The organism is Sorangium sp. So ce145, assembly GCF_051525985.1.
GTDB lineage: Bacteria > Myxococcota_A > Polyangia > Polyangiales > Polyangiaceae > Sorangium > Sorangium cellulosum_B.
Genome location: NZ_CP150315.1, coordinates 994,305 through 1,019,245 on the forward strand (window position 1 = coordinate 994,305; position 24,941 = coordinate 1,019,245).

The window sequence follows — 24,941 nt, forward strand, 5'->3', positions numbered from 1 at the left end:
GAACTCCTCGTCTCGTGTGTGGAACCTCGGAATGTTAACCGGTTTGTCCGGCGCGAGCGCGACATCCGGAGGGGCGGACCTCGCCGGGCGCGCGCTCGCGCCGTGGGTTCACAGGAGACCCACGGTGATGGGCTGGAAGAAGACCTGGACGCCGGTCCTGGTCCCCGCCTCGTTGCCCTTCGTGTCGCCGACATAGTCGAGCAGCGAGACCAGGCTGCCGGTCGAGAACGAGAAGAGGTCGTGGGCGTGGTTCGTGTCGAGGTACTCGTGCTCGAAGTACGTGGGGCCGAGGATCCCGGTGATCTCGCGGGGCGCCGTGTAGAGGTGGAACCAGCCGGTCCCCTCGGCGCGCGTCCAGTCGCTCTTCGTCTCGATGGCGTCGATATGGACGGACGCCCAGACCTCGTTGCCATTGAAGACGTGGAGCTCCACTTCCAGGTAGGTGCGCGGCCCGTGACCGCCGAAATCGGCATCACCGCCGACGCGCGGCGGGACGTAGAACGGCGTCTCCGAATGAAACGTCACCGCCGAGGAGAAGGCGACAGCGTCGCTGGCCGCCGACTGCTCGACCGCGTCCGGCGGGGCGAGATCCTCTGCGGCCGGCTCTCCAGCGGGCGTAACGGCGCAACCAGCGAGCAACGAGAAGGACAACGAAGCGAACAGCGCACGCATCATGATAGAGCTCCCTTCGAGGTGTGCCTGCGCGCTCTCCTGCCGAGATAGCGGCGCTGCGCGCGGCGATTGGCCTTTCAGCAGGCGTCGTGCCACCGCGAGGAAACGAGGATCCGTGCGGGATCCGACGAGCCCTCGCGCTCCGGCGCGGCACGTCGGGTCACCCTCGCTCGACTTGAGCAAGACCTGCGCGAGCGGCGCTTGCGCGAGCGCCGCGCGGCGGACCCTCGACAGCCTTCCCGAGCGTGGACCTCACCTCACCTCTTCCGATGGGGTGCTGTTGCTGTAAATTTTTATTGATGCTCGATGCGCGGGATCGGCGCTCGGAGGGTGAGCTCTGCATTGAAGGGGAGAGGTAAGGTGTGATATATGTCGCCCATGAAGGTTGGGGGAACTCATCTCATCACAGTTGCCGCGTTTCTCGCCTGTGGGTGCGCCTCCTCTTCGCCGCCCGCGCCCTCGACGCCGGCGAGCCTGGGGGGCGGTGCCCCGGTAGCGTCCGTCGCTCAGCCGGCGGCCCCGGCCGGCGACACCGCCGCGGCGGGCCCTGCCGGTCCCCGGAGCCGCCGCTATCCCTTGGAAGAGCTGCGCAGGGTGGCTCGCGTCGCGTCCGCGCGTTGCAAGAAGGCGAATGCGTCCTCGGACTCGGCGTGTCTCCTCACCGAGGCCACACCATTCCTCAAATACCGGCCCGAGGACCCGGATTGCCGTTACGTGTCGGGGACCGCGCTGTCCGTCGCCGAGTGCTCCGATTTCGAGGAGGGCTGCCAGAGCGTGGACGCGAAGGATCTCGACCACCAGCTCGCGGCCCTGCAAACCGCCGGCAAGGACTGCAATCGCGAGCCGACCGACTCCGAGCGGGCAGAGCTGCTGAAGCTCCTCGGCGCGAAGTGAGGCCCTGCGCCGCCGGCGCGCGTCAGCGCGTGGCCTTGCCCTTGCGCGGCCGCGGGATGCCGTAGGCGCTCAGCCGGGCCACGAAGGTGCGGCGGGGCATGCCGAGGAGCGCCGCGGCCTGCGTCTGGTTCCCCGCGCACTGCTCCAGCGCGTCGACGATCCGCCGCCGCTCGAACGCGTCGAGCTCGCTCCGAAGGCCGCCCGCGCCCTCGGCCGGGGGGACGGTGCCGGCGGGCGCGGCGGCCTCGGCGGGCCCCGCCGCGGAGCGCGCCTCGGCGGGCGCCGCCGCGGGGCGCGCTTCGGCGGGCGCGGGCGGCAGCGCCGCGGCGGCGTCGAGCAGGAGGTGCTCCGGGAGCAGCGTGTCCCCGCCGGAGAGCACGACCGCGCGCTCGATGACGTTGCGCAGCTCGCGGATGTTGCCGGGCCAGCGGTGCGCCTCCAGGGCGGCAAGCGTCTCGGGGGCGAACGCCGGCGCCGGGCGCCCGAGCGCGCCCGCGGTCCGATCGGCGAGCGCCCGAGCGAGCGGCGCGATCTCGGCGATCCGCGCCCGGAGCGGCGGGATCGTCAGCGCGATGCCGTTCAGCCGGAAGAACAGATCCTCCCGGAAAGCGCCCCGCTTCACCTCGGCGGCCAGATCGCGGTTCGTCGCCGAGACGAAGCGCACGTCGATGGGCCGCGGGCTCAGCCCCCCGACGCGCATCACCTTCCGCTCCTCGAGCACGCGCAGCAGCTTCACCTGGATGCTGGGCGGCAGCTCGCCCACCTCGTCGAGCAGCACCGTGCCCTTCTCGGCCGTCTCCAGGAGGCCCGGCTTCGCCTGGACCGCGCTCGTGAACGCGCCCCGCTCGTGGCCGAACAGCTCGCTCTCGAGGAGCGACTCCGAGAGCGCCGCGCAGTTGAGCCGCACGAACGGCCCCTGCGCGCGCGGCGAGCGCCGGTGGATGTGCTCGGCCAGCACCTCCTTGCCGGCGCCCGTCTCGCCCAGCAAGAGCACGGTGATCGGCGCGCCGGCCACGCGCTCGGCCAGCGCGTAGAGCCGCTCCATGGCCGGGTCGAGCACGATGGGCTGGCCCTGCCCCTGGCCCGGCGTTGCGCTCGCGGCGCCCTCGCGCGGCAGGATCACGATCAGCGTCGAGCCGAGGTTCACCGCGTCCCCGACCGAGAGCTCCATCGTCTTGCCCTGCTCGGGCTGGAGCTCCAGGAGCTTGGTCGTCGGCCCGGCGCTGCGCTCGCGGCGGAGGCGGGTCCCGTTCGCGCTCCCGAGGTCCTCGATCGCGATGGGCGGGCCGAGGTGGATGATCGCGTGCCGGCGCGAGACGGAGCTGTCGTCGATCGGGACGTCGTTCTCCGGCGACCGGCCGAGCGACACCCGGCCCTCGGCAGGCAGCGGGTGCCGCGTCACGCGGCCCCCGGCGAACACCGCGAGCTCCAGGGCGCCCTGTACATCGTTCCGGGTGGACTTCGCGGCGGCCACGGTTCTCTCCCTGTTCACTCCGCCTGGTTCTACCTCGTCGCGCCGCCCCCGTCTGCTCACGTCTCGAGCCACGCGCGCGCGAGCGCCAGCGTGCGTACGTGCGCGTCGATGTCCTCCAGAAAACTCCGCCGGTAGGCGGGATCCGCGATCTTGTCGGCGCGGGCGAGTAGCTCGCCGCGCGCCTCGCGGAGGACCTCACGGGCCGCCTCGACCTCGCCGCTCTCGTGGAGCGCCTCGGCCAGCAGCGCGGGGACCACCTCCTGCCGGAGCACGAAGAGACACGCGGTCGACCGCTCCAGGGCGAACGCCTCGCGGGCCAGCGCGGCGGCCTCCGCCGCCCGCCCCTGCCGGAGCCGGATCTCGGCGAGCAGCGAGAGGCGCACGGACTGAAAGCAGGGCACCAGCCTGGCGGCATCCCCGACGGCGCGCACCTCCTCCTCCGCCCCGGCGAGATCCCCTCGCTCGAGGCGGCATTCCGAGAGGAGCAGGCGCGCCTGCGTCGTGTAAGAGGACCCGATGGAGGCCGAGGCTCTGCGGAGCATCGTGCCGGCCTGCTCCTGCGCTTCCGTGACCCGCCGCTGCTCCAGCAGCCCCATGATCCGGAACGAGAGCGCCGTCAGCGCGACGTAGGCCGGCGCGTGCTCCACCGCGAGCAGCGCGTCGAAGGCCTGCTCGGCGAGCTCGAAAGCGCCGAGCCTCAGCTCGTTCTGGGCCGCATACAGCCACACCATCATGACGTGGAAGCGATCGCCGAGGGCCTCGATGTGCTCCTTCGCGGTGCGGCACCGCTGGAGCGCTCCCCATGCATCTCGCTCGGCGTGGGCGCACCACCACGCCCGGACCATGTCGATCGCGGCCCAGGCGATGTGATCATCCCCCGCGATCGGCGCGGCGTCCTGCTCGATCCTGTGCAGGTAGCGCCGGGCCAGGTCGGGCATCCCCTCCCAGAGCACGGCGTGGAAGGTGATGGGGGTCCAGGTGACCAGCACCCGCCGGGGATCGACGGGGAGATCCGCGGGGGGCGCGCGCTGGAGCAGGTCGCGGGCGGCCTGCCGGTCACCCGCGTAGACCGCGCCGAGGAGCGCGATCGCCAGGGCCCTCCCGTGGAGCTCGCTGCCTGGCGACAAGCTCTCCAGCGCGGCGAGCGCGTGCGCGCAGGACTGCGCCAGGTCGTCGAGGTGGAACCGCAGCTCCGACAGCAGGATATGGAGCTCGGCCAGCACCTCCCCCGCGGGCTCGCAGGCGATACCCCGCCGGGCGCGCGCGAGCACCGCCGGCACATCGGCCGCGAGCCGCGCCTTAACGGCCGCCTGCAGGTAGAACTCCGCCGCCCGCGCCGTCTCCCCGCCGCGCTCGAAATGCTCGGCCAGCACCATCGGATCCTGCTCGCCCGCCTGGAGGAGCCATTCCCCCGCGAGCCTGTGCCCGAGGCGCCTGTCGCGATCGGTGAGCATCGCATAGGCGCCCTCCCGCACGAGCGCGTGACGGAACGCGATCGTCTCCTGGCCCGCGAAGCACGGCGTCGGGCGGCGCTCGAGGATCTCGCGCTCGAAGAGCTCGGCCCAGGCCTCCTCCTCCCGCGCGCCGGGCGTCGGGGCGCCCGAGAGCGCACGCACGCCCTCGGTCCAGCACACCTCGCCGAAGACGCTCGCGGCCCGGAGCAGCCGCCGCTCCTCCGATCCCAGCGTCGCGAGCCGCGCCTCCACCATCCCGAGCACGGTCTCCGGCAACGCGCCGGCCCGCCCCTCGGCGACCGCCCGGATCAGCTCCTCGAGGTAGAACGCGTTCCCGTCGGCCTGCGCCACGATGGCGGCGACGGTCTGCGCCTCGATCGCCTCGCCGAGCGCGCTCCGGACGAGGTGCTCGGCGGCCCGGGCGGGCAGCGGGCGCAGCTGGATCTCCGAGCGCCCCCGCTCCATCCAGAGCCGGGGGAAGAGGTCGTGGACCTCGGGCCGCGCGAAGGCGATGACCACGAACGGCCGATCGCAGAGCTCGCGCAGCGCCCGATCGAAGATCCGCACCGAAGGCGCGTCCCCCCAGTGCAGATCCTCCAGCACCACCAGCATGGGCTGCGCGTCCGTCACCGCGCGGGCGTGATCGATGTACGCCTGCTCGACGCGCTCCGCCATGAGCGCCGGGCTCTGACGCGCCGCTCGCAGGAGCGGCCGGTCATCGTCCGGGAACGGCGCGCCGATCAGCTCTCCGAGGAACGCCGCCACCCGTGAGCGATCGGCCTCGGCGAGGAGGCGGCACGCGGCTCGCTCGAGCTTCTCGCGGCCCGCCGGGGCGGCCTCGCCCGCCGCGATCCCGAGCGCGTTGCGCAGCGCCCCGGCCAGCATCGCGAACGCCGAGCCCGCGCCGATGGAGTCGCCGCGGCTCACGCCGAGGTCCAGCGCGGGGTAGCGCCGCTTCAGCAGCTCCAGGAGCTCGTGGCGCAGGCGCGACTTGCCCATCCCCGCCGCCGCCGTCACCAGCGCCACCGCGGCCTGCCGATCCTCGAAGCTCCCCTCGACGGTCTGGAGGAGGCCGCGCAGCTCGCGGTCGCGGCCCACGTAGGGGCTCGGCCTGCCGAGCAGCTTGCGCGCCGCCTCGCCGACCTCGCGCTCCGCCAGCAGCCAGAGCGCTCCCCCTTGCTCCAGCACGTCGAAGCGCATGTCGAGCAACGCCATCGTGATCGCGTCGATCTGGACGCCCTCGTGGCGCTCCTCGCGCCCGTCCGCGCGGCCGGGCCGCGAGGGCGCCTCGAACAGCGAGGCCGCCCGCTCCAGCACCTCGCCGAGCGGTATGCGCCCCGTGTCCTCGGCCCGGCCCGTCACCAGCGCGACGTTCCACGCGCCCGTCGGCAGGGTCGCGTGGATCCGCAGCGCGCAGCGGGCCGCGAGCGAAGCCACGTCGGTCGCGCTGCCCGCGCCGGTCACCGTCGCCACCACCGTCCCGTCGCAGAGCTGCTCCACCCGCGCGCCCAGCGGGGCCGCGACGCACCGCACCTGCGCGAGCGCGTCGAGGGACACCGCGCTGAGCGGCACGGTCTCCTGCAAGGGGCTCGGCCGCTCGCGGACCGGCTGGATCGCCACGATCGAGATCAGCCGCTTCTCGTCCCCGGTGATCGGCGCGACGCTCCGATCCGCCGGGGTCGCGCCGCCGCTCGCGTCCCTGAGCCCGTCGAGGAGCTGCGCCACGGCGGCGCCCTCGCCCGGCCGCGCGGCCGGCTCCTTGGCCAGCATCCGCGCCACCAGGTGATCGAGCTCCGCGGGCATCTCGGGCCGCAGCTCCCGCAGGCGCGGCGGCTCCTCCATCAGCAGCTTGGCGAGCAGCGCCATCACGTGCTGCCCGTGGAACGCCGGCAGCCCGGTCAGGCACTCGAACAGCACGCAGCCGAGCGAGAAGACGTCGGCGCGCGCGTCGAGCCGCGCGTGGTCCCCCCGCGCCTGCTCCGGCGCCATGTACCCGGGCGTGCCGAGCACGTTGCCCGTCTGCGTCAGCCGCGTCGCCGCCGCGTGCAGGCGCGCGATCCCGAAATCGAGCACCTTCACGCGCTCGATCGAGCCATCCACGAGGAACAGGTTGCTCGGCTTGACGTCGCGGTGGACGATCCCGCGCGCGTGCGCCGTCCCGAGCGCTCCGGCCGCGGCGCGCACGACGGCGAGCGCCTCCTCGAGGCGTAGCGCTCCGCGCAGAAGGCGCTCCGAGAGCGTCTCCCCCGCGAGCCACTCCATCACGAGGTACGGCTGGCCCGACGGCGTCGTCCCGTGGGTCACGTAGCGCACGATGTGCGGGTGCTCGAGGCCCGAGAGCACGTGCGCCTCGTGGACGAAGCGCGCCGCCGAGTGCGCGTCGGCCTCGCGCAGCAGCTTGAGCGCCACGGTCGCGCCGCTCGCCCGGTCGCGGGCCCGGTAGACCGTCCCCATCCCTCCGGCGCCGGCCAGCGCGTTCACCTCGAAGCGGCCGTCGATCACGCTGACCGGGAGCATCGAGGAGGAGCTTGCCTCCTCGCTCGCCGCCGCCGCAAGGGCGGCGACCCGATCCACGTCGGGCCAGCGAGCCTCCGGTCCGGGGCGGCTCGATTGCGGGTGATGAGGCCGATATGGTACGTCTCGCGTGATGATGACTGGGGGGTCCTTGCTCGTCCTCGCCGGCGCGTGCGCGCTCCTCGCGAGCGCGTGCTCCGGAGCGCCGCAGCCCGCCGCGGGCCCGCGGGCCGCCGGCGCCGCGAGCGCCGAGCCGGCCCGCCCCCGGGTCCCCATGTATCCGGCGGCCGAGCTGGACCGGATGGCGCGCATCGCCGCCTCCCGCTGCAAGAAGGCGAACACGCCGTCGGACGCGGCGTGTCTCCTCACGAACGCCTCCACCTTCCTGAGATACCCCCCCGGGGATCCCGATTGCCGCTATGTCGCGGGGACCGCGCTCTCGGTCGCCGAGTGCTCCGAGTTCGAGGAAGGATGCCTGAGCGTGGATCCCCAGGATCTCGTCCGGCAGCTCGATGTCCTGCAGAGCGCCGGGAAGGACTGCCAGCGCGAGCCGACCGACGCCGAGCGCGCCGAGGTGCTGCGGCGCGCCGGCGCGAAGTGACGCGCTGGCCCGAGGCGAGGGCGCCAGCCTGAAGCGCTCCAGTTCAGCGTGGGAATGTCCCGCGCGCGCCGCCTTCGCTGGATCGCCCGGCTTCGATCCGCCGGACCCGGCCGTGGACGCGCGCGTCGCGCCGACGGTGGGCGCGTGGGCGTCGATCGCGGCGCGCGCTGTCGATCCGGCGGATCACTCGGCCGCGTGATAGCAGACGTCGAGCTTGGGCCTGCGCGCGGCGTCGGGGTACTCGCTCGCGCGGAAGTCGGTCCTGTTGTTCGCGTCGACCAGCGCGACACCGTGGTTCGGCTGCGCGCCATCGACCCAGCCCTGCACGAGGGACGTCAGATCGGCGGTGACGAACGCGTCGGTCTGCGCCAGCGTGGTGAGGGAGGCCTCGACCGCGGGGTTGGTTCCGCTGAACCCGCCCCCATGGAGCGTCGATTCCTCCCAGGCGCCGTTCACGCGGTGCACGGTCACGACGCTGCCCGCGGGCTTCCAGGCATAGGACAGCGACAGCGTCGCCGAGGTCACGCTGGAGCCCTCCGGGATGAACGACAGATCGTAGGCGAGGACCGCCGTCGCCGGCTGGACCGCGCTCGCGCTGGTGATGAGGTAGGGATACGCGCCGTACGCCCAGCCCGTCGTGGGGCCCTCGACGAACGAGTCCTGCACGGCGCCGAACGCGCCGCGCCGCAGGCTGACGCACTCGAGGTCGCAGGCGTTGCCGAGGCCGTCGCCGTCCGAGTCGCCCTGAGCGGCGTTGGGCTCGGCCGGGCAGTTGTCGCTCGCGTCGGGCACGCCGTCGCCATCCAGGTCCGGCGCGGGCGCGACGCGGAAGCGCGCGACGCCGGGGTCATGGTCGCTGGCTTGGTCGGCGAACTCCGCATTGACATGGACGACGTCGAAGCCCACGAGCTTCGGCCCGGCCAGGTTGGCGCTGACCAGCACGTGGTCGAGCGACTGGCCATTGCCGTCGAACACGTACGTGTAGCGCTCCTCGGGCGGGAGCGTCTCGATGAGCGTCGTCAGCCCGGCGTCCTTGAGGATCCCGAGCGGCGCCGAGAACTGGAAGTCGTTCAGGTCGCCAAGGACCACCACGTTGGCGGAAGGATCGCTGTCGAGGATCTGCCGCACGAAGCCGGCCACCACGGTGGCCTGCTGCCGCCGCTGGACCTCGCTCGAGAGGGTCGGGGGCTGGAAGCGGCCGTAGAGCGGCTCGTCGCCGCCCTTGGAGTTCCAGTGGTTGGCCACCACGAACAGCGGCTGGCCGTTCCAGCGGAACTCGCCTGCCAGCGGCTTGCGGCTGCTGGCGAAGGCCGGATTGCCCGGGTCGATGCGGCCGGGGCTGTAGCGCAGCGACACGCCGCCCGCGCCGCCGAGCACCTCGTTCGGCGTCAGGGCGCCGGCGCCCGGGCGATCGACGAACTCGAGCCCGCGGTCGGTCCGGAACAGGAAGCCCACGCGGATGTTGCCGCCGGGCTCCCCGCCGTCCGTGCCGTCGGTCGGATCGATGCTGCGGAATTGATAGGTGCTGGGCCCGCCCGGCACGGCCGCGATCGCGGCGATGAGCCGCGCGAACGTGGTCGACGCGTCCACCACTCCATTGTTGGTCGGGCCGCTGTTGTCCTGGACCTCTTCGAGCGCGACGAGATCGGGGCTGCCGAGGTTCTCGACGAGGATCCGCGCGAGGCGATCGAATTTCTCCTGCGGATCGCCCGGATCGAGGTTCTCGACATTGAACGCGGCCACGTCGAGGTCGTCGGCGGTCCGCGGTCCGAGCGACGTGACCTCGCGCGAGAGCGTCGAGGTCGCCGCGGGGAGCGCCTCGTCGATCGGCAGGAGCTTGTAGTTGGCGAAGTTGTAGTCGACCGTGCCCACGATGGGCCCGGCGAACGTGGCGCCCACGTCCAGCGCCGGCGTCGTGGGCCGCAGGGGGACCTGGAGCAGGATCCGCTCCGGGTTGAAGTCGCCGGGGCTGACGACGACGGCCCCGCGCGCGCTGCGCAGGCCGGCCGCGTCGCCCGTGGCCGCGTCGCGGTCGCCCGGGACCAGCGCGATCTCCGCGGTCCCGGAGCTCGGGAACTCGCGGGTGGGGCCCACGACGGCCGGGGCGTTGATGCTCACCCGCATGCCCTCGAGGCTCTCCCAGAAATCGATGCCGTCGGACTCGGGGTCGAAGCCGTTCGCGGCCTCGACGCTGCCGCTGGCGTCGTCCTCGATGATCTGCGCCGGGGGGCGGCGCGCGCCGGGGGCGAAGCCGATCGAGACCGGGGCCGGCAGCGCGTGGCCGCTCGAGAGGACGGTGATCTGCGGGCGGGCGAGCTCGGTGACCGTCAGGTTGTTGTACGCGCTGCCGCGGGAGGGCGTGCACGGGTCCGCGCAGCCGGCGCGGTACTCCGTGACCTCGCCGGTGAGCTCGACGAGGTCGCCGACCCTCACCGACGGCGCGGCGCCGGTGAAGACGAGCAGCCCCTCGGAGGTGGCCGGATCGCCGTCCGGCGCAGGCGACTCCACGGTGAAGCCGTTGCTGCGCAGGGTCGCCACGAGGCCCGTCGTCTTCACGACCGCGCCCGAGCGCGGCGAGAGGTGCGCGCGCCCCTGGATGTCGTGGATCGCGAGCGCCTGCGCCGCCTGCGCCGTGGTGAACGAGACCGACACGTCGGCGGGCAAGGGGTCGATCGTCCCGTTGCTCCCCGGGTCCTGCTCCTGCACGCCGCTCGCCCGGACGACGAGGAGGCACGCGGCGCTCGGGGGGAGCGGCTCGGCCGGCGTGAGCGTGAAGGCGAGGGGGCCGCCGCTGGCCACGAACGGGCGCGCGCTGCCTCCGCAGGAGAGCTCGAAGGCATCCGCGACGGCCACCGCCTCGCTGAACGTCACGCTCAGGCTCGCGGTCGGGTCGGCGCCCGTCGCGCCGTTGCCGGGCACCGTCGAGGTCACCGCCGGCGGGGTGTCGCCGCCGCATTCGAGCGCGGCGGTCGAGGTGTTGCGGGGGGTAGGCGTCCCGGTCGAGAGGTCGTCGACGTTGCTGCCCGTGTCCTGGCAGCCAGCGCCCTGCCGGAGCGACGCCGTCGCGTTGGCGGTCGCCGGCGCCGGCGCGGCGCCCTCGAAGTAGCTCGCCCCGCCGAAGCCGACCAGATCCTCGATCAGCGCCTCCTGGGCCGCCGAGCAGGGCGCGGTGCCGCCGTTGCAGCCGAGGCCCGTGGCCTGCCGGACGAGGGCGACCTTGCCGGCCGAGCCGCTCATGTTGATGGGGGTCGCATCGACGAGGTCGGCGGCAGGGAGCGGCGCGCCGCTGCCCGAGCCCCCGGCCTCCTGCACGAGGAAGTACTGGCCGGGCTGCAGGGTGATCGCGGGCAGCTCCGTGAGCTGCGTCGTCGTGGCCCCGAGGGCGCCCGTGCCGCTGGCGCTCGCGTACTGGATGGACCACCCCGCGAGCGACACCGGCTCGTTCGACCGATTGAACAGCTCGACGAAGTCGTGCGTGTAGACGGCCCCAGCGTTGCCCCCGCCGCCGTACACCTGGCTGATGACCACGCGCCCGCTCGGGAGGGTGGCGGCGAGCTCGGCGGTCCCGAGCTCACCGGGCTCCGGCGAGCCGCCGCAGCCCCAGGCGGTCGCGAGCGCCATGGCCGCCGTCCATCGAACGCGGTCACGCCGAAGGAGAGAATACCCCGCGCGCGAGAGGGCGCGCGGGAACAAGGGTAACTTTAGCACGATGACACCTGTTGGCCTTCGAAGGCGATTGCAAGGAATGGCCGAAGCAGACAGCGGCGGCCACTTTCACGCTACGCTGGAACGCGCATTGTGAATGTCACGTCTCCATGAAATCGCAACTGGCCAGTCCGGCCGACCCCGGGAGCCCGGGATGCTGCGCGAGGAGGTGTTTCGATTCGAGGATAAGTTTGTCGGAGAATCGCAACAGAGACGACACGTCCTCCTGCGGTTCGCCGTCGCGTTCGTCGAGGTTGGCGTGACCCGACGGGGGTGGCGTGACCCGGCCGAGGTGGCGCGTGTGTCCTCGTGTCGCGTGGAGTGCTCGCTGAGCTGACCCCTGCCCACCCCATGGCGCGTTCGTTGTGCTCCAGCTCGCCCCATCGTCTGTCTCCGTCCTGCTTGCCTCGAGGGTGTGATACGTCCTGAACTGAACCAGGAGTGTCCTCGATGCGCATCGCGATCATCTCGACTTATACGCACCCGAGCCGACTGCTCCGCAAGGAGCGCTCGATCATGCAATCGTCCGTGCCCGAGCTGCTCGCGGCCCTGTGCCCGCCCGACGCCGAGATCGAGCTCTACAACGAGAAGGAAACGGACATTCCGCTCGACCGTCACTGGGACCTGGTGTTCTTCTCGTACCTGCACGCTTATTACGAGCACACCAAGGTCCTCTCCACGCTGTTCCGGCGGCAAGGCATGACCACGGTGGCCGGCGGGAGGCACGCGAGCCATTTCCGCGCGGACGCGCTGCAGTACTTCGACGCCGTGGTCGCGGAGGACCCGGAGGCCAACCTCCCGGCCCTGATCGCCGACTTCCAGCGGGGCGAGCTCCAGCCCGTCTACGCGCTCCCGCCGGTGCCCCCGGAGCAGATCCCCACCTACCGCTATGACCTTGTCGATTACCGGAACAACCTCGTCCGACTGCCGGGCATCGAGGCGTCGCGCGGGTGCCCCTTCTCCTGCAACTTCTGCGTTTTGACCGGGCACGAACAGTATCGCTATCGCCCCATCGATCACGTGATCCGGGACATCCGCGATCGGATGATCTTCAATCAGCGCATCCCGGGGGTGACCAACAATGCGTTCAGCTTCCTCGACAACAACCTGGGGGGCTCGCCCCGCTACCTGCGCGAGCTCTGTGAGGCGCTGATGCCCCTCAAGAAGATCTGGGGCTGCGCGCTCACGTTCAACGTGCTGCGCGACCCGGAGCTGGTCCGCCTCATGGGGCGGGCGGGGTGCCGCTACGTCTACACAGGGCTGGAGTCGCTGAACCCCGAGTCGATCAGCTCGATGAACAAGGGCCAGAACAAGCTGAGCGAGGTCCGGGAGGTCATCCAGCGGGCCTTCGCGAGCGGGATTGTCCTCTCCTTCGGGCTCCTCGTGGGCGCGGACGGGGACACCAACGACTACCTCGAGCGGGTGCCCGAGTACCTCCACGACCTCGGCGATCACTGCCCGACCTTCCTGGGCATCGTCTGCCCGTACCCGGAGACGCCCTTCTTCGCGCAGGTGGCGGCCGAGGGCCGGCTCCTTCCCGGGGTGATCAGCCGGGATCTCGATGGATACACCCTCTGCCACCGCCCGCCCCGGCTGCACCCCTCCGAGGTGATCGACCATTTCCAACGCCTGAGCCGCGCGCTGGGGAGCCTCCACAACGTGGGCCGCCACGTGTGGAATCGGCTGATGACGAGCGATCTGCCCCGTTACAAGGCGTGCGTCGTCATGTCGGCGCCCGAGGTGATGAGCCTGCGCGCGCCGCTCGCCAATCGATCACGCAGCTACATCGCCGGGCGCGATCCGATCGAGGCCTGGGACGCGGAGAAGATGCGGGAGCTCGGCCTCGAGCCGCAGCGCATTGAGGCGTCGTCCTGCAGAGCCGATCCGCGCGGCCTCGCGCGGATCCGGCCCCGCCGGGCGGGCCGCTCCAGCGCGGCCGCGTGAGGCCATGGGAGATCCACCATGAAGGGCCGCATACGCTTCATCGCGATCGCCTACTTCGTCCTGGTGCACGCCGCCGCCGTCCTCGGGCTGTTCCTGCCGATCCGGGCGAGCTTCATCGCCCTCGCCGCCGCGCTCTACGCGGCGCTCCAGCTCTCCACCGTGGTCGGCCTGCACCGGCTGCTCTCGCACCGCGCCTTCCGCTGCCCGAAATGGGTCGAATACGCGCTCGTGTCGGTGGCGATGATCAGCGGCCAGGGCAGCCCCATCGAGTGGGTGGCGACCCACCGGCGCCACCACGCGCACACCGATCGCGAAGGCGACGTCCACTCGCCGCGCCGCGGCTTCTGGTACGCCCATGTCGGGTGGATCCTCGATGATGGCTCGACCGACCCCCGCGATCCGGAGAAATACTGCCGCGATCTGGTCGGCGATCCCTACTACCGGTGGCTGCTCCGCTGGCGCTTCGCCCCGCAGGTCGCGGCGGTGCTGCTCGCGGGTCTCGCCCTCGGCTGGGCCGCGGTGCCCTTCGTGTTCTTCCTGCCGTTCGTGTGCTGGATGCACGCGACCTACCTGGTGAACTCCGTCTGCCACGCGGCCCGCTTCGGCAGCCGCGCGTTCGATACCCGCGACGGGAGCCGCAACGTGGGCTGGGTGGCGGTCCTGACCTTCGGCGAGGGGTGGCACAACAACCACCACGCCTTCCCGCGCGCCGCCCGGCAAGCGATGGCGCCGGGGCAGCACGACCTCGCCTTCCTGTTCATCCGCGCGCTCGCGGCGGTCGGGCTCGCCTCGGACATCCAGTCGAGCCCGGCGGGCGGTGAGAGTACGCACCCCGCCGCGCGGCCGAGGCGCTAGTATGGTTGGCATGAGCGATCTCGGCCCCAAGGACGCGAGCCCCGATGTTCGTGACGAGCCCGACGGCATCCTGCGGGTGGAGGTCCATGGCGAGGTCACGGAAGACCGAGCGCGCGCTGTCCTCGGCGCGATCCAGCGCGTGTCGGAGAGCGGCCGTGACGTCCTGGTGCTCGCCGACGCGCGTCACATGGGACCTGTCTCGGCGCAGGCGCGCAAGGCGGTGACGGAAGAAATGCGGGGAGCGCGCGTCGATGCGGTCGCGATCATCGGAGCGAGCTTTTCCATGCGCGTGATCATGGCGCTCCTCGCGAAGGGCGTGCATATGCTCACAGGACAGCCCTACCCTCAGCAGTTCTTCGACACGGAGGGCGAGGCGCACGCGTGGCTGCTCACTCGGCGAGACGCGCTCCGGGCCGGGCGGCGCCCGGGTACCTGAGCGACCGCGCGTGTGCACGGGGGCGTTCCAGGACAGCCCGTACGGTGACCGTGCCGTGGCAGATCGTCTGATCGCGGCGTCAGGCCTGGGGTGGGTACTCGGCGAACCGCGGCAGGTCGTCGGTGATCGGGAACCAGCTCGCCTTGGAGTCGACGAAGATGTGGGCCGCGGGGCGGATGCCGGGATCGGTGTCGAGCGTACCCGCGGGCACCACGGCGAAGCCGCGCTCGGGTGACTGGCGCGGGGCCGCGCCGCCGCAGCGCTTGCAGAACGCGACGGTGAAGAACCGCGCGTCGGGCACCTTGTAGCTCGCGATCTGCGCGTCACCGTGGATCCAGCGGAAGCTGTCCAGGGCGACGAAGACGTTGGTCGCGTGCGCGGCGCTGCGCCCGAGGCGACAGCGCTTGCAGTGGCAGCTCACCATGCGGAGGGGCGTGCCGTCGAACTCGAAGGCCACGCTGCCGCACAGGCAGCTCCCCTGGGTGACGCCCTCTTTCGGCGGGGCCACGGGGCGCGAGACGACCGGCGCCTGCATCTCGGGCCACCATTCCTCGAACTGCGGCAGGGAATCCGTGATCGTGTACCAGGGCGCCTTGGAGCCGACCCGTCCCGCGACTCAGAGCCCCGACACCACGCCCACGATCGCCTCGCTGATACGCGATAGTTCGCCTGGCTCGATGACGTAAGGCGGCATGGTATAGACCAGCTTCCCGAAAGGCCGTAACCAGACGCCGCGCTCCACGAACGCCGGTTGCACGCGCGCCGTGTCGACGGGCTGCTTGAGCTCGACCACGCCGATGGCGCCGAGCACGCGCACGTCGGCCACCGCGTCGATCGCGCGGCACGGGGCGAGCTCGCGGCGGAGCTGCGCCTCGATGGCCGAGACGCGCGCGCGCCACGGCGAGGCGAGCAGGAGCCGGACGCTGGCCAGCGCGGCGCTGCAGGCGAGCGGATTGCCCATGTAGGTCGGGCCGTGCATGAACACGCGCGGCTCGTTGCCGGCGATCGTCGCGGCCACTTGCTCCGTGCAGAGCGCGGCGGCCAGGGTCATCGTGCCGCCGGTAAGGGCTTTGCCGAGGCACATGATGTCCGGCGCGACGCCCGCGTGGTGGCACGCGAACAGCTCCCCGGTGCGGCCGAAGTTGGTCGCGATCTCGTCGAAGATGAGCAGCACGCCGTGGCGGTCGCAGAGCGCGCGCAGCTCGCGCAGGTACTGCGGGTGGTAAAAGCGCATCCCGCCGGCGTTCTGCGCGATCGGCTCGAGGATCACGGCGGCGACCTCGTGCGCGTGCCGCTCGAGCAGCGCGGCCATGCTGCTCAGGGCGTCCGGCGACCAGGGCGCGTCGAACGCCGGCCCGGGCGCTTCCGCGAACAGGTGCTGCGCGAGCGCGCCGCGGAAGAGGTGGTGCATGCCATTGACGGGATCGGTGGCCGCCATCGCGCCGAACGTGTCGCCGTGGTAGCCGGCGAGCGCGCTGATCAGGCGGCGCTTCTCGGGCTGCCCCCGCGCAATGAAGAACTGGAGAGCGAGCTTGATGGCCACCTCGACCGACACGGATCCGGAGTCGGCGAGGAAGACGCGCGTCAGCGGCTCGGGCGTGAGCGCCACCAGCGCCTCGCACAGCTCGACCGCGGGCGCGTGGGTGAGCCCCCCGAACATCACGTGGCTCATCCGCCCGAGCTGGGCGCTGATCGCCGCCGTCAGCGCCGGGTGCGCGTAGCCGTGGATGGCGGCCCACCACGACGACATGCCGTCGATGAGCTCGCGGCCGTCGGTCAGGGTGAGGCGAACGCCCTCCGCGCGCTCGACCGCGAAGAGCGGCGCGCTCGAGATGGGCGCGGCGTAAGGGTGCATCACGCAGCGGCGGTCGCGCGCGACGAGATCGTCTCCGCCAGGCATGGCGCTCTCCGATGGCATGGCGACGCGTCTAGCCCAGAACGCCCATCGCCACCAGGTCCGCCGGGCGCGCCGGCGGCCTCCGCGCCCGGCGCCGTCCCGCCGGCGGGACGCGGCCCCGGCCCCCTCCGGACGATTCCTTGAACAGGCTGTAACGTTCGGGCCCCCTCCGAGACTGTGCAGGTAGCGGGATAGCCGTCGCGGCGCCGGGGACACGTCCGGGCGCAGGGGCGCGCGCATCCATCGCACGTCGAAATACCGATGACGTCGCGCTCGAGGAGAGCCTCGCGACGATGAGGAGACATCCATGAACGGTCTGCTTCGCAAGGTCCTGCGGTCTGGCACCATGATCTCGGCCGCTGCGCTCATGTCGTCCGCGCTGCCCGGCTGCGGCGGCAGCGACACGGACGGGGGCACGGGCGGCGGGGCCCAGGGCCCGGACAAGAACACGTATGTCCTCGTCCACGGCGCCTTCGTGGGCGCATGGGCATGGGACAAGGTGGTGCCGCTCCTCGAGGCCGGCGGCAACGAGGTGATCGCCCTCGATCTCCCCGCTCACGGCGATGACCAGACGCCCCTCGCGGACGCCGGCCTGGAGGCCTATACCGACGCCGTGGCGGAGGCCATCGACAGCGCCTCGCGCCCCGTGATCCTCGTCGGCCACAGCATGGGCGGCACCGTGGTGAGCCAGGCCGCCGAGCAGCGGCCCGACAAGGTGAAGACGCTCGTCTACCTGACCGCGTTCCTGCTCAAAGATGGCCAGTCGCTGAGCCAGGAGTGGGCCGACGACGAAGGGGCCGCGATCAAGGCGTACGCGGCCGCTTCGGAGGACGGCACGACGCTGACCTTCAAGGAGGGGTGGGCCGCGAACGCCTTCTGCCAGGATTGCTCTCCGGACGACGTCGCGCGGCTCGAGAGCCACCTGCGCGAGGAGCCCGCGAAGCCGTTCGACGAGCCGATCCATGTCACGGAGGAGCGGTGGGGGAGGGTCCCCCGGGTCTACATCGAGGCGCTCAAGGATCTCGCCATCAGCCCTGCAGAGCAGAAGCAGCAGTACACGGCCTTGCCCTGCGAGCGGGTCATCTCGATCGACGCGGGCCACGCCCCCTTCATGACGAAGCCGAAGGAGGTCGCGGACGCGCTGCTGTCGCTCTGACCGGGGCGCCGGCCGCCGTCGTCCGCGCGGCGCGCCGCCCCGGATCCGCGTCGATTGATGCGGGGCTCGGCGGCGTGATACCGTGCTCCGCGTGTCCCACGACCCCTCGGCCGCCGCCGACGGCACACAGGCCGCAACGGCGCAGCACGCATCGGCCGAGGTAGGCCCGCTCCTCGCGGCGAGCGAGCCGGGCGGCGCGGCTGCGCCCGGTTGCGCGGCACCGGCGGACGACATCGCGCTCGTCCGCCGGCTGCTCGCGGGGGACGAGCAGGCCTTCGAACAGCTCGTGACCCAGCTCCACACACCCATGCTCCGGCTCGCCCGGGCGGTCGCCGGCCCCGCGGGCGCGCAAGAGGTCGTCCAGGAGACCTGGGCGGCGGTCTTCGATGGGCTCGTGCGCTTCGAGGGGCGCTCCGCGCTGAAGACATGGGTGTTCAGGATCCTGACGAACCGCGCCAGGACGTGGGGCGCCCGGGAGAAGCGCATGGTCCCTGTCTCCTGGCTGGAGGACGGAGATCTCGGCGGCGAGCCGGCGGTCGATCCGGCCCGATTCGACAGCATCGGCGACTGGGTGGCTCCGCCTGTTCCGTGGACGGAGCAGAGCCCGGAGGTGCTCTTGCTGCGCAAGGAGATAGGCGTCGTCCTCCAGCGAGAGCTCGAGACGCTCGTGCCTGGACAGCGCGCCGTGGTCCTCCTGCGCGACGTGGAGGGGTGTCCGTCCGACGAGGTCTGCGAGATCCTGGGTATCAGCGAGGCCAACCAGCGGGTCCTCTTGCACCGTGGCCGATCGAGGCTCAGGGCCGCGCTCGAGCGCTACATGACGAGGGGGTGAGCGCACATGATCGTCACGTGCTGTCAGCTGACCGAGATGATCACCGACAGGAGCGAGGGAAAGCTGTCCTCCGAGCAGGAGGAGGGCTGCGCGCGGCACCTCGCGTGGTGCGACAGGTGCCGCACCTACCTGAAGCAGATGGATCTGACGATCGACGCGCTCCAGGGGCTCCCGGGCGAGCCGCTGCACGACGACGTCCGCGCCGCGCTGTTCGCCCAGTTCCAGCGGCGGAAGACCACCGCCGACTGAGCTGGGCGCGCCGGGGGGCTGGCTGCCGGCGCCTGACAGCGAGACGCGCCGGTGCTGCACGCTCGCTGCCAGGGACACGGAAATGAGCGGTAGGGACACTCGGAGCTGACGCGCTCAGCTGGCATTCGCGCCGCGCGTCAGGAGCAACCGCGCCGCGCCTAGCGCGGGACCTCGGGGATGAACTCGGCGCCTAGGCGGAAGATCAGGAAGTCCTTGGTGACGTTGCCGCCGCCGCTACCGTCGGGCCACAAGGAAGGGGCTGCCGGCGCTGCGGTCCGGGTTCCACTCGTACCACATCCACCGAGCCTCCTTGTCGATGTCACAGACGACGGAAAACTCATTGCCGGGCTCCGGGATCGAGCGTTCCGTGTCGTTCGGTTCTCCGAATGCGACATGGCCGTGCGCAGATGCCTCGGTCGTCGCCCAGCCGGCGCTGGTCGTCTGCGGGTCGAGATCACCGCTGTTGCAGCGCGCGATATACTCGTTGATGGTCTCCAGCGTCGGCCCGTGCGAGCCGAGGTCGTAGTCCTCGCCCGTCGCGCAGACCTCCCACGCGCCGTCGCCGGTGAAGACGGGAGCGGCCCCCTCGCGGAAGAACTGGTCGAGCACGCCCTGTGCCGTGCTCTTGTCGGCGTACGTAATGATGTAAAGATAGTGCACGGCGTTCCGCACCCGTGCGGAAGGCATTGCCCCAACCCGGGCTCAACCGGCGAGCCCTGGGCTCAGAGAAGTCGCGACGGTAGATCCGTCGCCTCGGGCCGCGGTGGTCGCCTCGCTCGCCAGCGTCCTGAGCCGCGCCGTCGCCGTCGGGGATCACGAGGGGGCCCGGGTTGTTCACGAAGCGATCGGTCGGCCGCTCGACCTGCCCCTACCATCGCTCGGCATTCTGGAACTTCTACGGGAGCCCAAGTTGCGGGAGGATCTCCCTCGCCCTCGCTGGCTCAGTCACAGCACCAGGATGATGGGCGCGCTCAATATCGGTCCTCGCGAGCCTCGCCCACGGGAATCGCAGACCCCCTCCCATCTGTCAGGCGAGGCGCGGACTGCGATTGCGGCGCCCCTCGAAGGCGCGAGGTGCACGTCGTTCGCTTCCCGAACGGCTGGGCATGCGAGATCCTGTTGGACAGCACAGAAGCCATGGATCGCGGCCGCAAGCAGCGCATCGACCGAAGGGAGCGCGCGGGGCATCGCTGGCTGTGCGATCCCCGCATACCAACCCTGGGGGTGCACCGACAGGAGGGGGCGATGCGCAGAGCTCGACACGTTCGGGGTGACATCAAAATTCGCGTCGAGCCGTGCGAGGTGATCGCGCTAGCTCCCTCCCGTCTGGCACTGGAGCCCGCAGGCGTCGCGCAGGCGGCGGTGCAACCCGCGCCGCTCCGCCGGAGCCTCCGCATCGAGCGGGTGTGAGATGGTGTTGCACGCGCGAAACAAAAACGAAACATTGCGAACTGTGAACTGAATGCCGTAAAATCTTGTAATCCATGCTACGCTCATCATCCGGAGCCGATGTGGAATCATCAATGACGCAGGCTTTGGGGGCCTGATGCCCATGGCACAACGATCTGTTCCTCTGTCACGGAGAGGCTCGGCGCCGAGGCTGGGACGCTCGATCGCACTTGGGGGACTCGGCTTCCTTCTCCCAGGCCTGGCGTTCTTTGCTGCCTGTGGCGCGAGCGCACCCGAGCTTGCGATCCGCCCGCAAAATCAACCGGTGGACGGTCGACCCTTCCTGGTACTCGCTATCGGCGAAACCGTGACGGTCGATATTGACGCAGAAAATGGCACCGACGGCGACATCCATCTCTACGGGGTGAAGAGTTCGAAGAGCAACCCCGCAACCACCATGGTGTGCGTCTACAAAGGCGGCAAGCGAGACCCGTTGCAAGGGCCGGCGAATCCATTGACATGCGCATCAAAATATAAAGATGGCGGCGCTGAGCTGGAACACGTGGAGATCCACATCGCGCACGAGGAAGACGTTCAGGACGATGCCGTCCTGTGCACCGGCAAGTGTGATCGATACGCCGACGAAAAAAGATATCGCCCAATCGTCGTGGAGCGTTCAACGACGCCCTCCTCCGGGGCGCCACGCCCGACGCCCACGATGTCCTGGATCGAGCCTGGTACCGGGAGCCGGAACTCCAGCGCGTTCGCTCACGCTTGTGTCGGGCCCGGCGGAACGTACATCGCGTTCGAGGCACCGCCTAACCAGCCATTCGACATCTCCTGCGGGCCGCCGCTCATCTGTCGCCTGGTTCCGCCATCTGCGAGCTCGGCCCCCACTGCAGGTGCGCCGGCGTCATCAGGTGCGCCGGTCGCGTCAGGTGCGCCGGTCGCGTCAGGTGCGCCGGCGAGCCCTACGGGAAGCTCGGGTAATGGCACCCCGCCTCCATCCTGTTCCCAGCCGCCCCAGCGAGTTTCCCATAACGAGCAGGCTATTTTCGTCGAGCTCAACAACGATTGCATTCGCGATCTCGGTATGAACGCCGCAAACTCCACCTGGATCTGCTTGGGAGGGCCTGCGGGATGCAGCAAAGCCGGCCAGGGTATGATCGTCCACTGGCGGAAGGACGGCGTCTGCCCATGAGTCGCATCGGGCGCTGCGCCTTCCGCGGCCTCGCGGCAGCGGCCGCCAGCCTGGCATTCGGCTGCGTCCCCGGCCTCGCCAACTTGCACGCCGACATTCGCGAGGAGGTCGCGCGCGCGCGCCGCATGTTCGACCTATGTCAGGACATTGGCCAGGTCGAGTCCGCCTCGTGGACACGCTCCCGCCCGTTCCTCGGCGCCGACCGCATGGCCGTCGAGCGGGTCATCACCACGTTGACCGGAAAGGCCGGAGACTTCGATCCGCTCCAAGATGTCGAGCGTCAGCTGCGCGAGGTGCAGCGCCTCGCGCGCGAGATCCCTTCGCGCGGCGGCGATCCGGTGGTGCTCAACGATACTACGCGCTCGATCGAAGTCGTCGTGAGGCTCAGGGCGCACTGGAGTGAAGCCGAGAGACAGTTTCAGTCGCTGCGCGACCAGCTCTTTAGTAAAGCGGCTCGTGTTGATATCATCCACGATCTCAACGCGTGCGCCGAGCGCGACCTTCGGCGCACGAAGACCGGCACCCGCGAAAGCTGCGATATCCGCGGCGTAAGCAATCTCGTGGGCTGGGCTGCGGCCCAGAAGAGCAATCTAGAGACGACCTCGACATCCCTCCAGGCCGATCTCGACGCCCTGACCCGCGTATCCCGTGCGCTGCTGCTCGATATCAATCACCTCCGGGAGAGTGCCGACAGCGCCGACACCTCCCCCATCCCGCTCCGGGTGCAGGTGACCTCCGCGCTCCCTGGATCGCCGAGCCGCGTTGGGACGGTCGTCGCCCCCGAGGTGGCGGACCTCCTCGAGCAAACCAACTTCGCCGTCCGCGAGCTGACCGCGCTGGGCGGGCTCGTGCGCGACGGCCTCTCCGCGATCGAGCGAATCGGGACGATCACGGATGGCAAGAGCGCCGTCGAGGCGATCGGCAGGACGCTCCTCGATGCCGAGGCGGATCGGGTGGCCGACCGGCTGTTGCTGTCGCTCGAGCGCGCGGTGGCACGTGTCGATCGAGCCATAGACAAGCTCGACGAGGAGACGTACGGCGCCGCGTCGCAGCTGGTCTCGCTGGGGCTCACGTCGGGTGTCGTGGAACAGGCGGTGTGCGCCGTCGGGAAGGAGGCCAAGGTGGGGCTCGCTCAGGCGGGGCTGTCGCCGGGCTCGCTCGGCGCTCGGCTTTGCAAGGCCGCTGTCGGCAGTGCGAAGGACTTCCCGCCGTCGCCCATCCTGGCACGCGTCTATGAGGGGCTCATCGGCGCAGCGGCCGAGCTGCCCTGTGCCAAGGCTCTTGCGGTGGACGACCCGACCAACGCGAGCGACGAGGGCTTTCGGCGAGAGCCAGCGCCCCTCTTCTGGCCCGACGCAAAGGGTCCAGTCCACACCACCGAGAGGAACGCCAAGCACGGTGGGCCCAAAGATGCGGATCCGCGGGAGCCGGAGCGCCTCGCCCGAGCGATCGAGGCGCTCGCACGCGCGACGTGGAAGGCGCGTGTCCAGGTCGCCGAGAGCGCGCTCGCGCGCGTGATCCGGCCTTATCAGTTCGGCGAGCACACCATGCCCCGGCTGCGCGACGTTCCACCTCTGCTAGGCGCGACCCTGCTCCTCGTCGAGGAGCGAGAGCGTGATCTTCTGCGCCGCTATGAAGGTCAGCCGTTTTCGCAGTTCTTCCTTGCCCAGGAGTTCGTCCTTGCGACACGGTGGGCGGACGAGCCGGGCATTTACAATGTGGTCTGTCGAGACCAGATGGACGCAGCGTCCGCAGCGGTCGGGCATCGCGTGACGCTCCTGCCGATGCCCTGCTCCACCCTGCGAGAGGACTCGCGTCCGCCGGCCCCCAGTGGGATGAGCTCGGTCGAAGATGCCATCCGGCAGGTGGCGTGGGAGCTATGCGCGAGCAACGCGAAGATGGACCAGCGGGCCGAGGTGGAGGAGCTCTGCGCGGTCGTCTCCGACAGTCGTGACATGGATCAGGCTCGCGCCGACGCACGCCAGCCGCTGTCGCCCGTCTATTGCCGCCCAGCGGGCTACGGCGCCGCCGTCATCTCGCCTGCATTCGATCTGTGCGCGCTCCAGTTCGCCACGGCGGAGCCCGCGAGCTCTTCAAAGCTCGTGAACAACTGCAAAGACGCCATTGCCAGCATGAACCGAGCACGCGCGGGGATCGCGACGGCGGCGCAGCGGTTGGGCCAGGTGCTGGCCGGCTCGTCGAAGGACACTTACATACAGTTCGTCGGGAGAGCCTCGGCAGAGACCGTCAACAACGCTTCCGACTTCATCAAATACGCGCTCCAGGCGCAGTCCAAGGAGGTTCGGAGCGCATGCAAGACCAAGGACAAGGGCAAGAGCAAGTTTGACCTTGCCGCGACGCTCCGCGCAGGCAACGCCACGCTCATAGATGCGCTCGTAGGCATTATAACGGATAGTGCCATGAATGATGCGCGAGACTGCGGTCGCCATGACGACATGGACGCGGTATTCGAGAATGGCAACAGTTCGGCGGTTGCGGGCAAGTTCAAAATTAGCTCGTATTCAACAGGAGCTACGCCGCTCGGCCACGAGAACTGGCTCATGGCCTTCCTGCGGGACGCCCGGACCGAAGCCCGTTACCTAGCCCGTATCGCAACGCCGACCAGTCAGAAAGCAAAGACGGATGCGCTATCGGAGCTCGCCAACGAGATCCTCTCGATCTTCCGTGCCGTGGGAGCGGCACATGTGGCGCTCGAGCACGCCGAGACGCTCTGCGACCGCGCGACATGCGTCGCCACCGCGCTCGGCGAGCTCTCTTCCGTCTCCCTCGAGACCGGGAAGGACCAGTCGATCTGGCGGTCGACCAGCATCGTCGTCAGCAGGAAGGAGGAGCCCCCGACCTGCCATCACCTTCGTCATCCGGCGGGCATACGAGTGGACGCGCCGCCCGAGGAGACTATGCCATGACGTCCCGCCGAATCGCCGTCGCCGCCGCGACGACCCTGGTCGCGCTCTCGGCCCCGTTCACGGCACGGGGCGAGTCGAGCCCGGCCACGTTTCGCTTCCTCGGGGAGCCATCGATCGGCTATGGCGCGTGCATCGAGGAAGACTGCGGAAGTGGTTTGATCGCGGTTGGACTGACGCTCTTCAAATTCAGGCCTGAGCCCGCTCACATCATTCCGCGCGCCGAAGCGTTCATGACCTATCTCCCAGATCATGGTGTCCAGCATTCTCGTGTGGGCGCTGGCGGACGGGTCAGCGCCGAGTTGCCCTGGATTGAAACACACCGCTGGTCCATGGGACTCCTGCTGAATCTCTCCATGGAGGCCCGGACGCTGCCATCCACGCGCACGCCTGGGCAGGGCGAGCCGAACGCATACCTGAAGCTCGCGGCCGGGCCTCGCCTGGCAGTCCCACGAGGCGTCCTGTTCATCTTGCCCCAGATCGGAGTTGGGCGCGCCGTTTGCCCAGGAGACGACGTCTCAAAGACCGCCGCGGTCGAGCTCACGATCGGCCTCGGGATCGATCTGTTTCCACTTGGGTTCAGTACAAGGCGCTGAGGGAGCCGCGGGCGACCGGGATGCGTCGCGACGGTCGCGGTGGGGCGTTCCACTTCGCCTGCTGGAGGAACGTCGCTGTCGGGTCGACCTCCACCTGGGCCCGCGGCGCCGTCGTCTCGCGCCGGTGCGAGCCCGCCACATTCCCCAT

General features: G+C 70.6%; 18 protein-coding genes. 11 read left to right on the forward strand and 7 right to left on the reverse strand.

Going from position 1 to position 24,941, the window contains the following annotated elements:
• Positions 1–108: 108 nt before the first annotated feature.
• Positions 109–675: a hypothetical protein gene (locus WMF34_RS03685; RefSeq protein WP_012233319.1), complete on the reverse strand. Its 567-nt coding sequence runs from the start codon at positions 673–675 to the stop codon at positions 109–111.
• A 591-nt stretch (positions 676–1,266) separates the two neighbouring features.
• Here WMF34_RS03685 and WMF34_RS03690 point away from each other — a divergent pair.
• Positions 1,267–1,566 (forward strand): hypothetical protein, encoded by a 300-nt coding sequence (locus WMF34_RS03690; protein WP_231864670.1) that lies wholly within the window; start codon positions 1,267–1,269, stop codon positions 1,564–1,566.
• A gap of 22 nt (positions 1,567–1,588) precedes the next feature.
• On the opposite strand, the gene WMF34_RS03695 is transcribed toward WMF34_RS03690, so the two are convergent.
• Positions 1,589–3,058, reverse strand: a complete 1,470-nt coding sequence (locus WMF34_RS03695; protein WP_437992427.1) for a sigma 54-interacting transcriptional regulator — start codon at positions 3,056–3,058, stop codon at positions 1,589–1,591.
• A 38-nt stretch (positions 3,059–3,096) separates the two neighbouring features.
• The gene (locus WMF34_RS03700; RefSeq protein ID WP_437992428.1) at positions 3,097–7,068 is read right to left on the reverse strand and encodes a protein kinase domain-containing protein; all 3,972 of its coding nucleotides are present in this window, start codon (positions 7,066–7,068) and stop codon (positions 3,097–3,099) included.
• Between the two features lie 73 nt (positions 7,069–7,141).
• On the opposite strand from WMF34_RS03700, the gene WMF34_RS03705 reads away from it, so the two are divergent.
• The gene (locus WMF34_RS03705; protein WP_231864671.1) at positions 7,142–7,609 is read left to right on the forward strand and encodes a hypothetical protein; all 468 of its coding nucleotides are present in this window, start codon (positions 7,142–7,144) and stop codon (positions 7,607–7,609) included.
• Between the two features lie 183 nt (positions 7,610–7,792).
• On the opposite strand, the gene WMF34_RS03710 is transcribed toward WMF34_RS03705, so the two are convergent.
• Positions 7,793–11,230: a DNRLRE domain-containing protein gene (locus WMF34_RS03710; RefSeq protein WP_437992429.1), complete on the reverse strand. Its 3,438-nt coding sequence runs from the start codon at positions 11,228–11,230 to the stop codon at positions 7,793–7,795.
• Between the two features lie 534 nt (positions 11,231–11,764).
• Here WMF34_RS03710 and WMF34_RS03715 point away from each other — a divergent pair.
• From WMF34_RS03715 to WMF34_RS03725, 3 genes are read left to right on the forward strand one after another with little or no spacing between them, the layout of a single operon-like run.
• Positions 11,765–13,258 (forward strand): B12-binding domain-containing radical SAM protein, encoded by a 1,494-nt coding sequence (locus WMF34_RS03715; RefSeq protein WP_012233324.1) that lies wholly within the window; start codon positions 11,765–11,767, stop codon positions 13,256–13,258.
• 18 nt (positions 13,259–13,276) lie between these two features.
• Positions 13,277–14,113: an acyl-CoA desaturase gene (locus tag WMF34_RS03720; protein ID WP_012233325.1), complete on the forward strand. Its 837-nt coding sequence runs from the start codon at positions 13,277–13,279 to the stop codon at positions 14,111–14,113.
• Positions 14,114–14,123: 10 nt separating this feature from the next.
• On the forward strand, positions 14,124–14,549 hold the full coding sequence (locus WMF34_RS03725; RefSeq protein ID WP_044967764.1) for an STAS/SEC14 domain-containing protein: 426 nt from the start codon (positions 14,124–14,126) through the stop codon (positions 14,547–14,549).
• Between the two features lie 79 nt (positions 14,550–14,628).
• On the opposite strand, the gene WMF34_RS03730 is transcribed toward WMF34_RS03725, so the two are convergent.
• Positions 14,629–15,084, reverse strand: coding sequence for a GFA family protein (locus WMF34_RS03730; RefSeq protein ID WP_012233327.1), 456 nt, complete (start codon positions 15,082–15,084; stop codon positions 14,629–14,631).
• 81 nt (positions 15,085–15,165) lie between these two features.
• Positions 15,166–16,449 (reverse strand): adenosylmethionine--8-amino-7-oxononanoate transaminase, encoded by a 1,284-nt coding sequence (gene bioA / locus WMF34_RS03735; RefSeq protein ID WP_012233328.1) that lies wholly within the window; start codon positions 16,447–16,449, stop codon positions 15,166–15,168.
• 304 nt (positions 16,450–16,753) lie between these two features.
• Between bioA and WMF34_RS03740 the strand changes: the two genes are divergently transcribed.
• The 3 genes from WMF34_RS03740 to WMF34_RS03750 all read left to right on the forward strand — a co-directional run bounded on the left by WMF34_RS03740 (position 16,754) and on the right by WMF34_RS03750 (position 18,683).
• Complete coding sequence (locus tag WMF34_RS03740) at positions 16,754–17,602, forward strand: alpha/beta fold hydrolase (RefSeq protein WP_012233329.1); 849 nt, start codon at positions 16,754–16,756, stop codon at positions 17,600–17,602.
• Positions 17,603–17,684: 82 nt separating this feature from the next.
• Complete coding sequence (locus WMF34_RS03745) at positions 17,685–18,434, forward strand: RNA polymerase sigma factor (RefSeq protein ID WP_012233330.1); 750 nt, start codon at positions 17,685–17,687, stop codon at positions 18,432–18,434.
• Between the two features lie 6 nt (positions 18,435–18,440).
• Positions 18,441–18,683, forward strand: coding sequence for an anti-sigma factor family protein (locus WMF34_RS03750; protein WP_012233331.1), 243 nt, complete (start codon positions 18,441–18,443; stop codon positions 18,681–18,683).
• A 234-nt stretch (positions 18,684–18,917) separates the two neighbouring features.
• On the opposite strand, the gene WMF34_RS03755 is transcribed toward WMF34_RS03750, so the two are convergent.
• The gene (locus tag WMF34_RS03755; RefSeq protein WP_437992430.1) at positions 18,918–19,343 is read right to left on the reverse strand and encodes a hypothetical protein; all 426 of its coding nucleotides are present in this window, start codon (positions 19,341–19,343) and stop codon (positions 18,918–18,920) included.
• A gap of 1,054 nt (positions 19,344–20,397) precedes the next feature.
• On the opposite strand from WMF34_RS03755, the gene WMF34_RS03760 reads away from it, so the two are divergent.
• The 3 genes from WMF34_RS03760 to WMF34_RS03770 are packed head-to-tail and all read left to right on the forward strand — an operon-like array spanning position 20,398 to position 24,793.
• Complete coding sequence (locus WMF34_RS03760; RefSeq protein WP_437992431.1) at positions 20,398–21,273, forward strand: hypothetical protein; 876 nt, start codon at positions 20,398–20,400, stop codon at positions 21,271–21,273.
• Positions 21,270–24,200 carry a hypothetical protein gene (locus WMF34_RS03765; RefSeq protein WP_044963884.1) on the forward strand — a complete coding sequence of 977 codons (2,931 nt, stop codon included), beginning with the start codon at positions 21,270–21,272 and terminating at the stop codon, positions 24,198–24,200. Before WMF34_RS03760 ends, WMF34_RS03765 begins: the two co-directional genes overlap by 4 nt.
• Complete coding sequence (locus WMF34_RS03770) at positions 24,197–24,793, forward strand: hypothetical protein (protein ID WP_044963886.1); 597 nt, start codon at positions 24,197–24,199, stop codon at positions 24,791–24,793. The genes WMF34_RS03765 and WMF34_RS03770 overlap by 4 nt, the downstream gene beginning before the upstream one ends.
• The last annotated feature ends 148 nt before the right edge of the window (positions 24,794–24,941 follow it).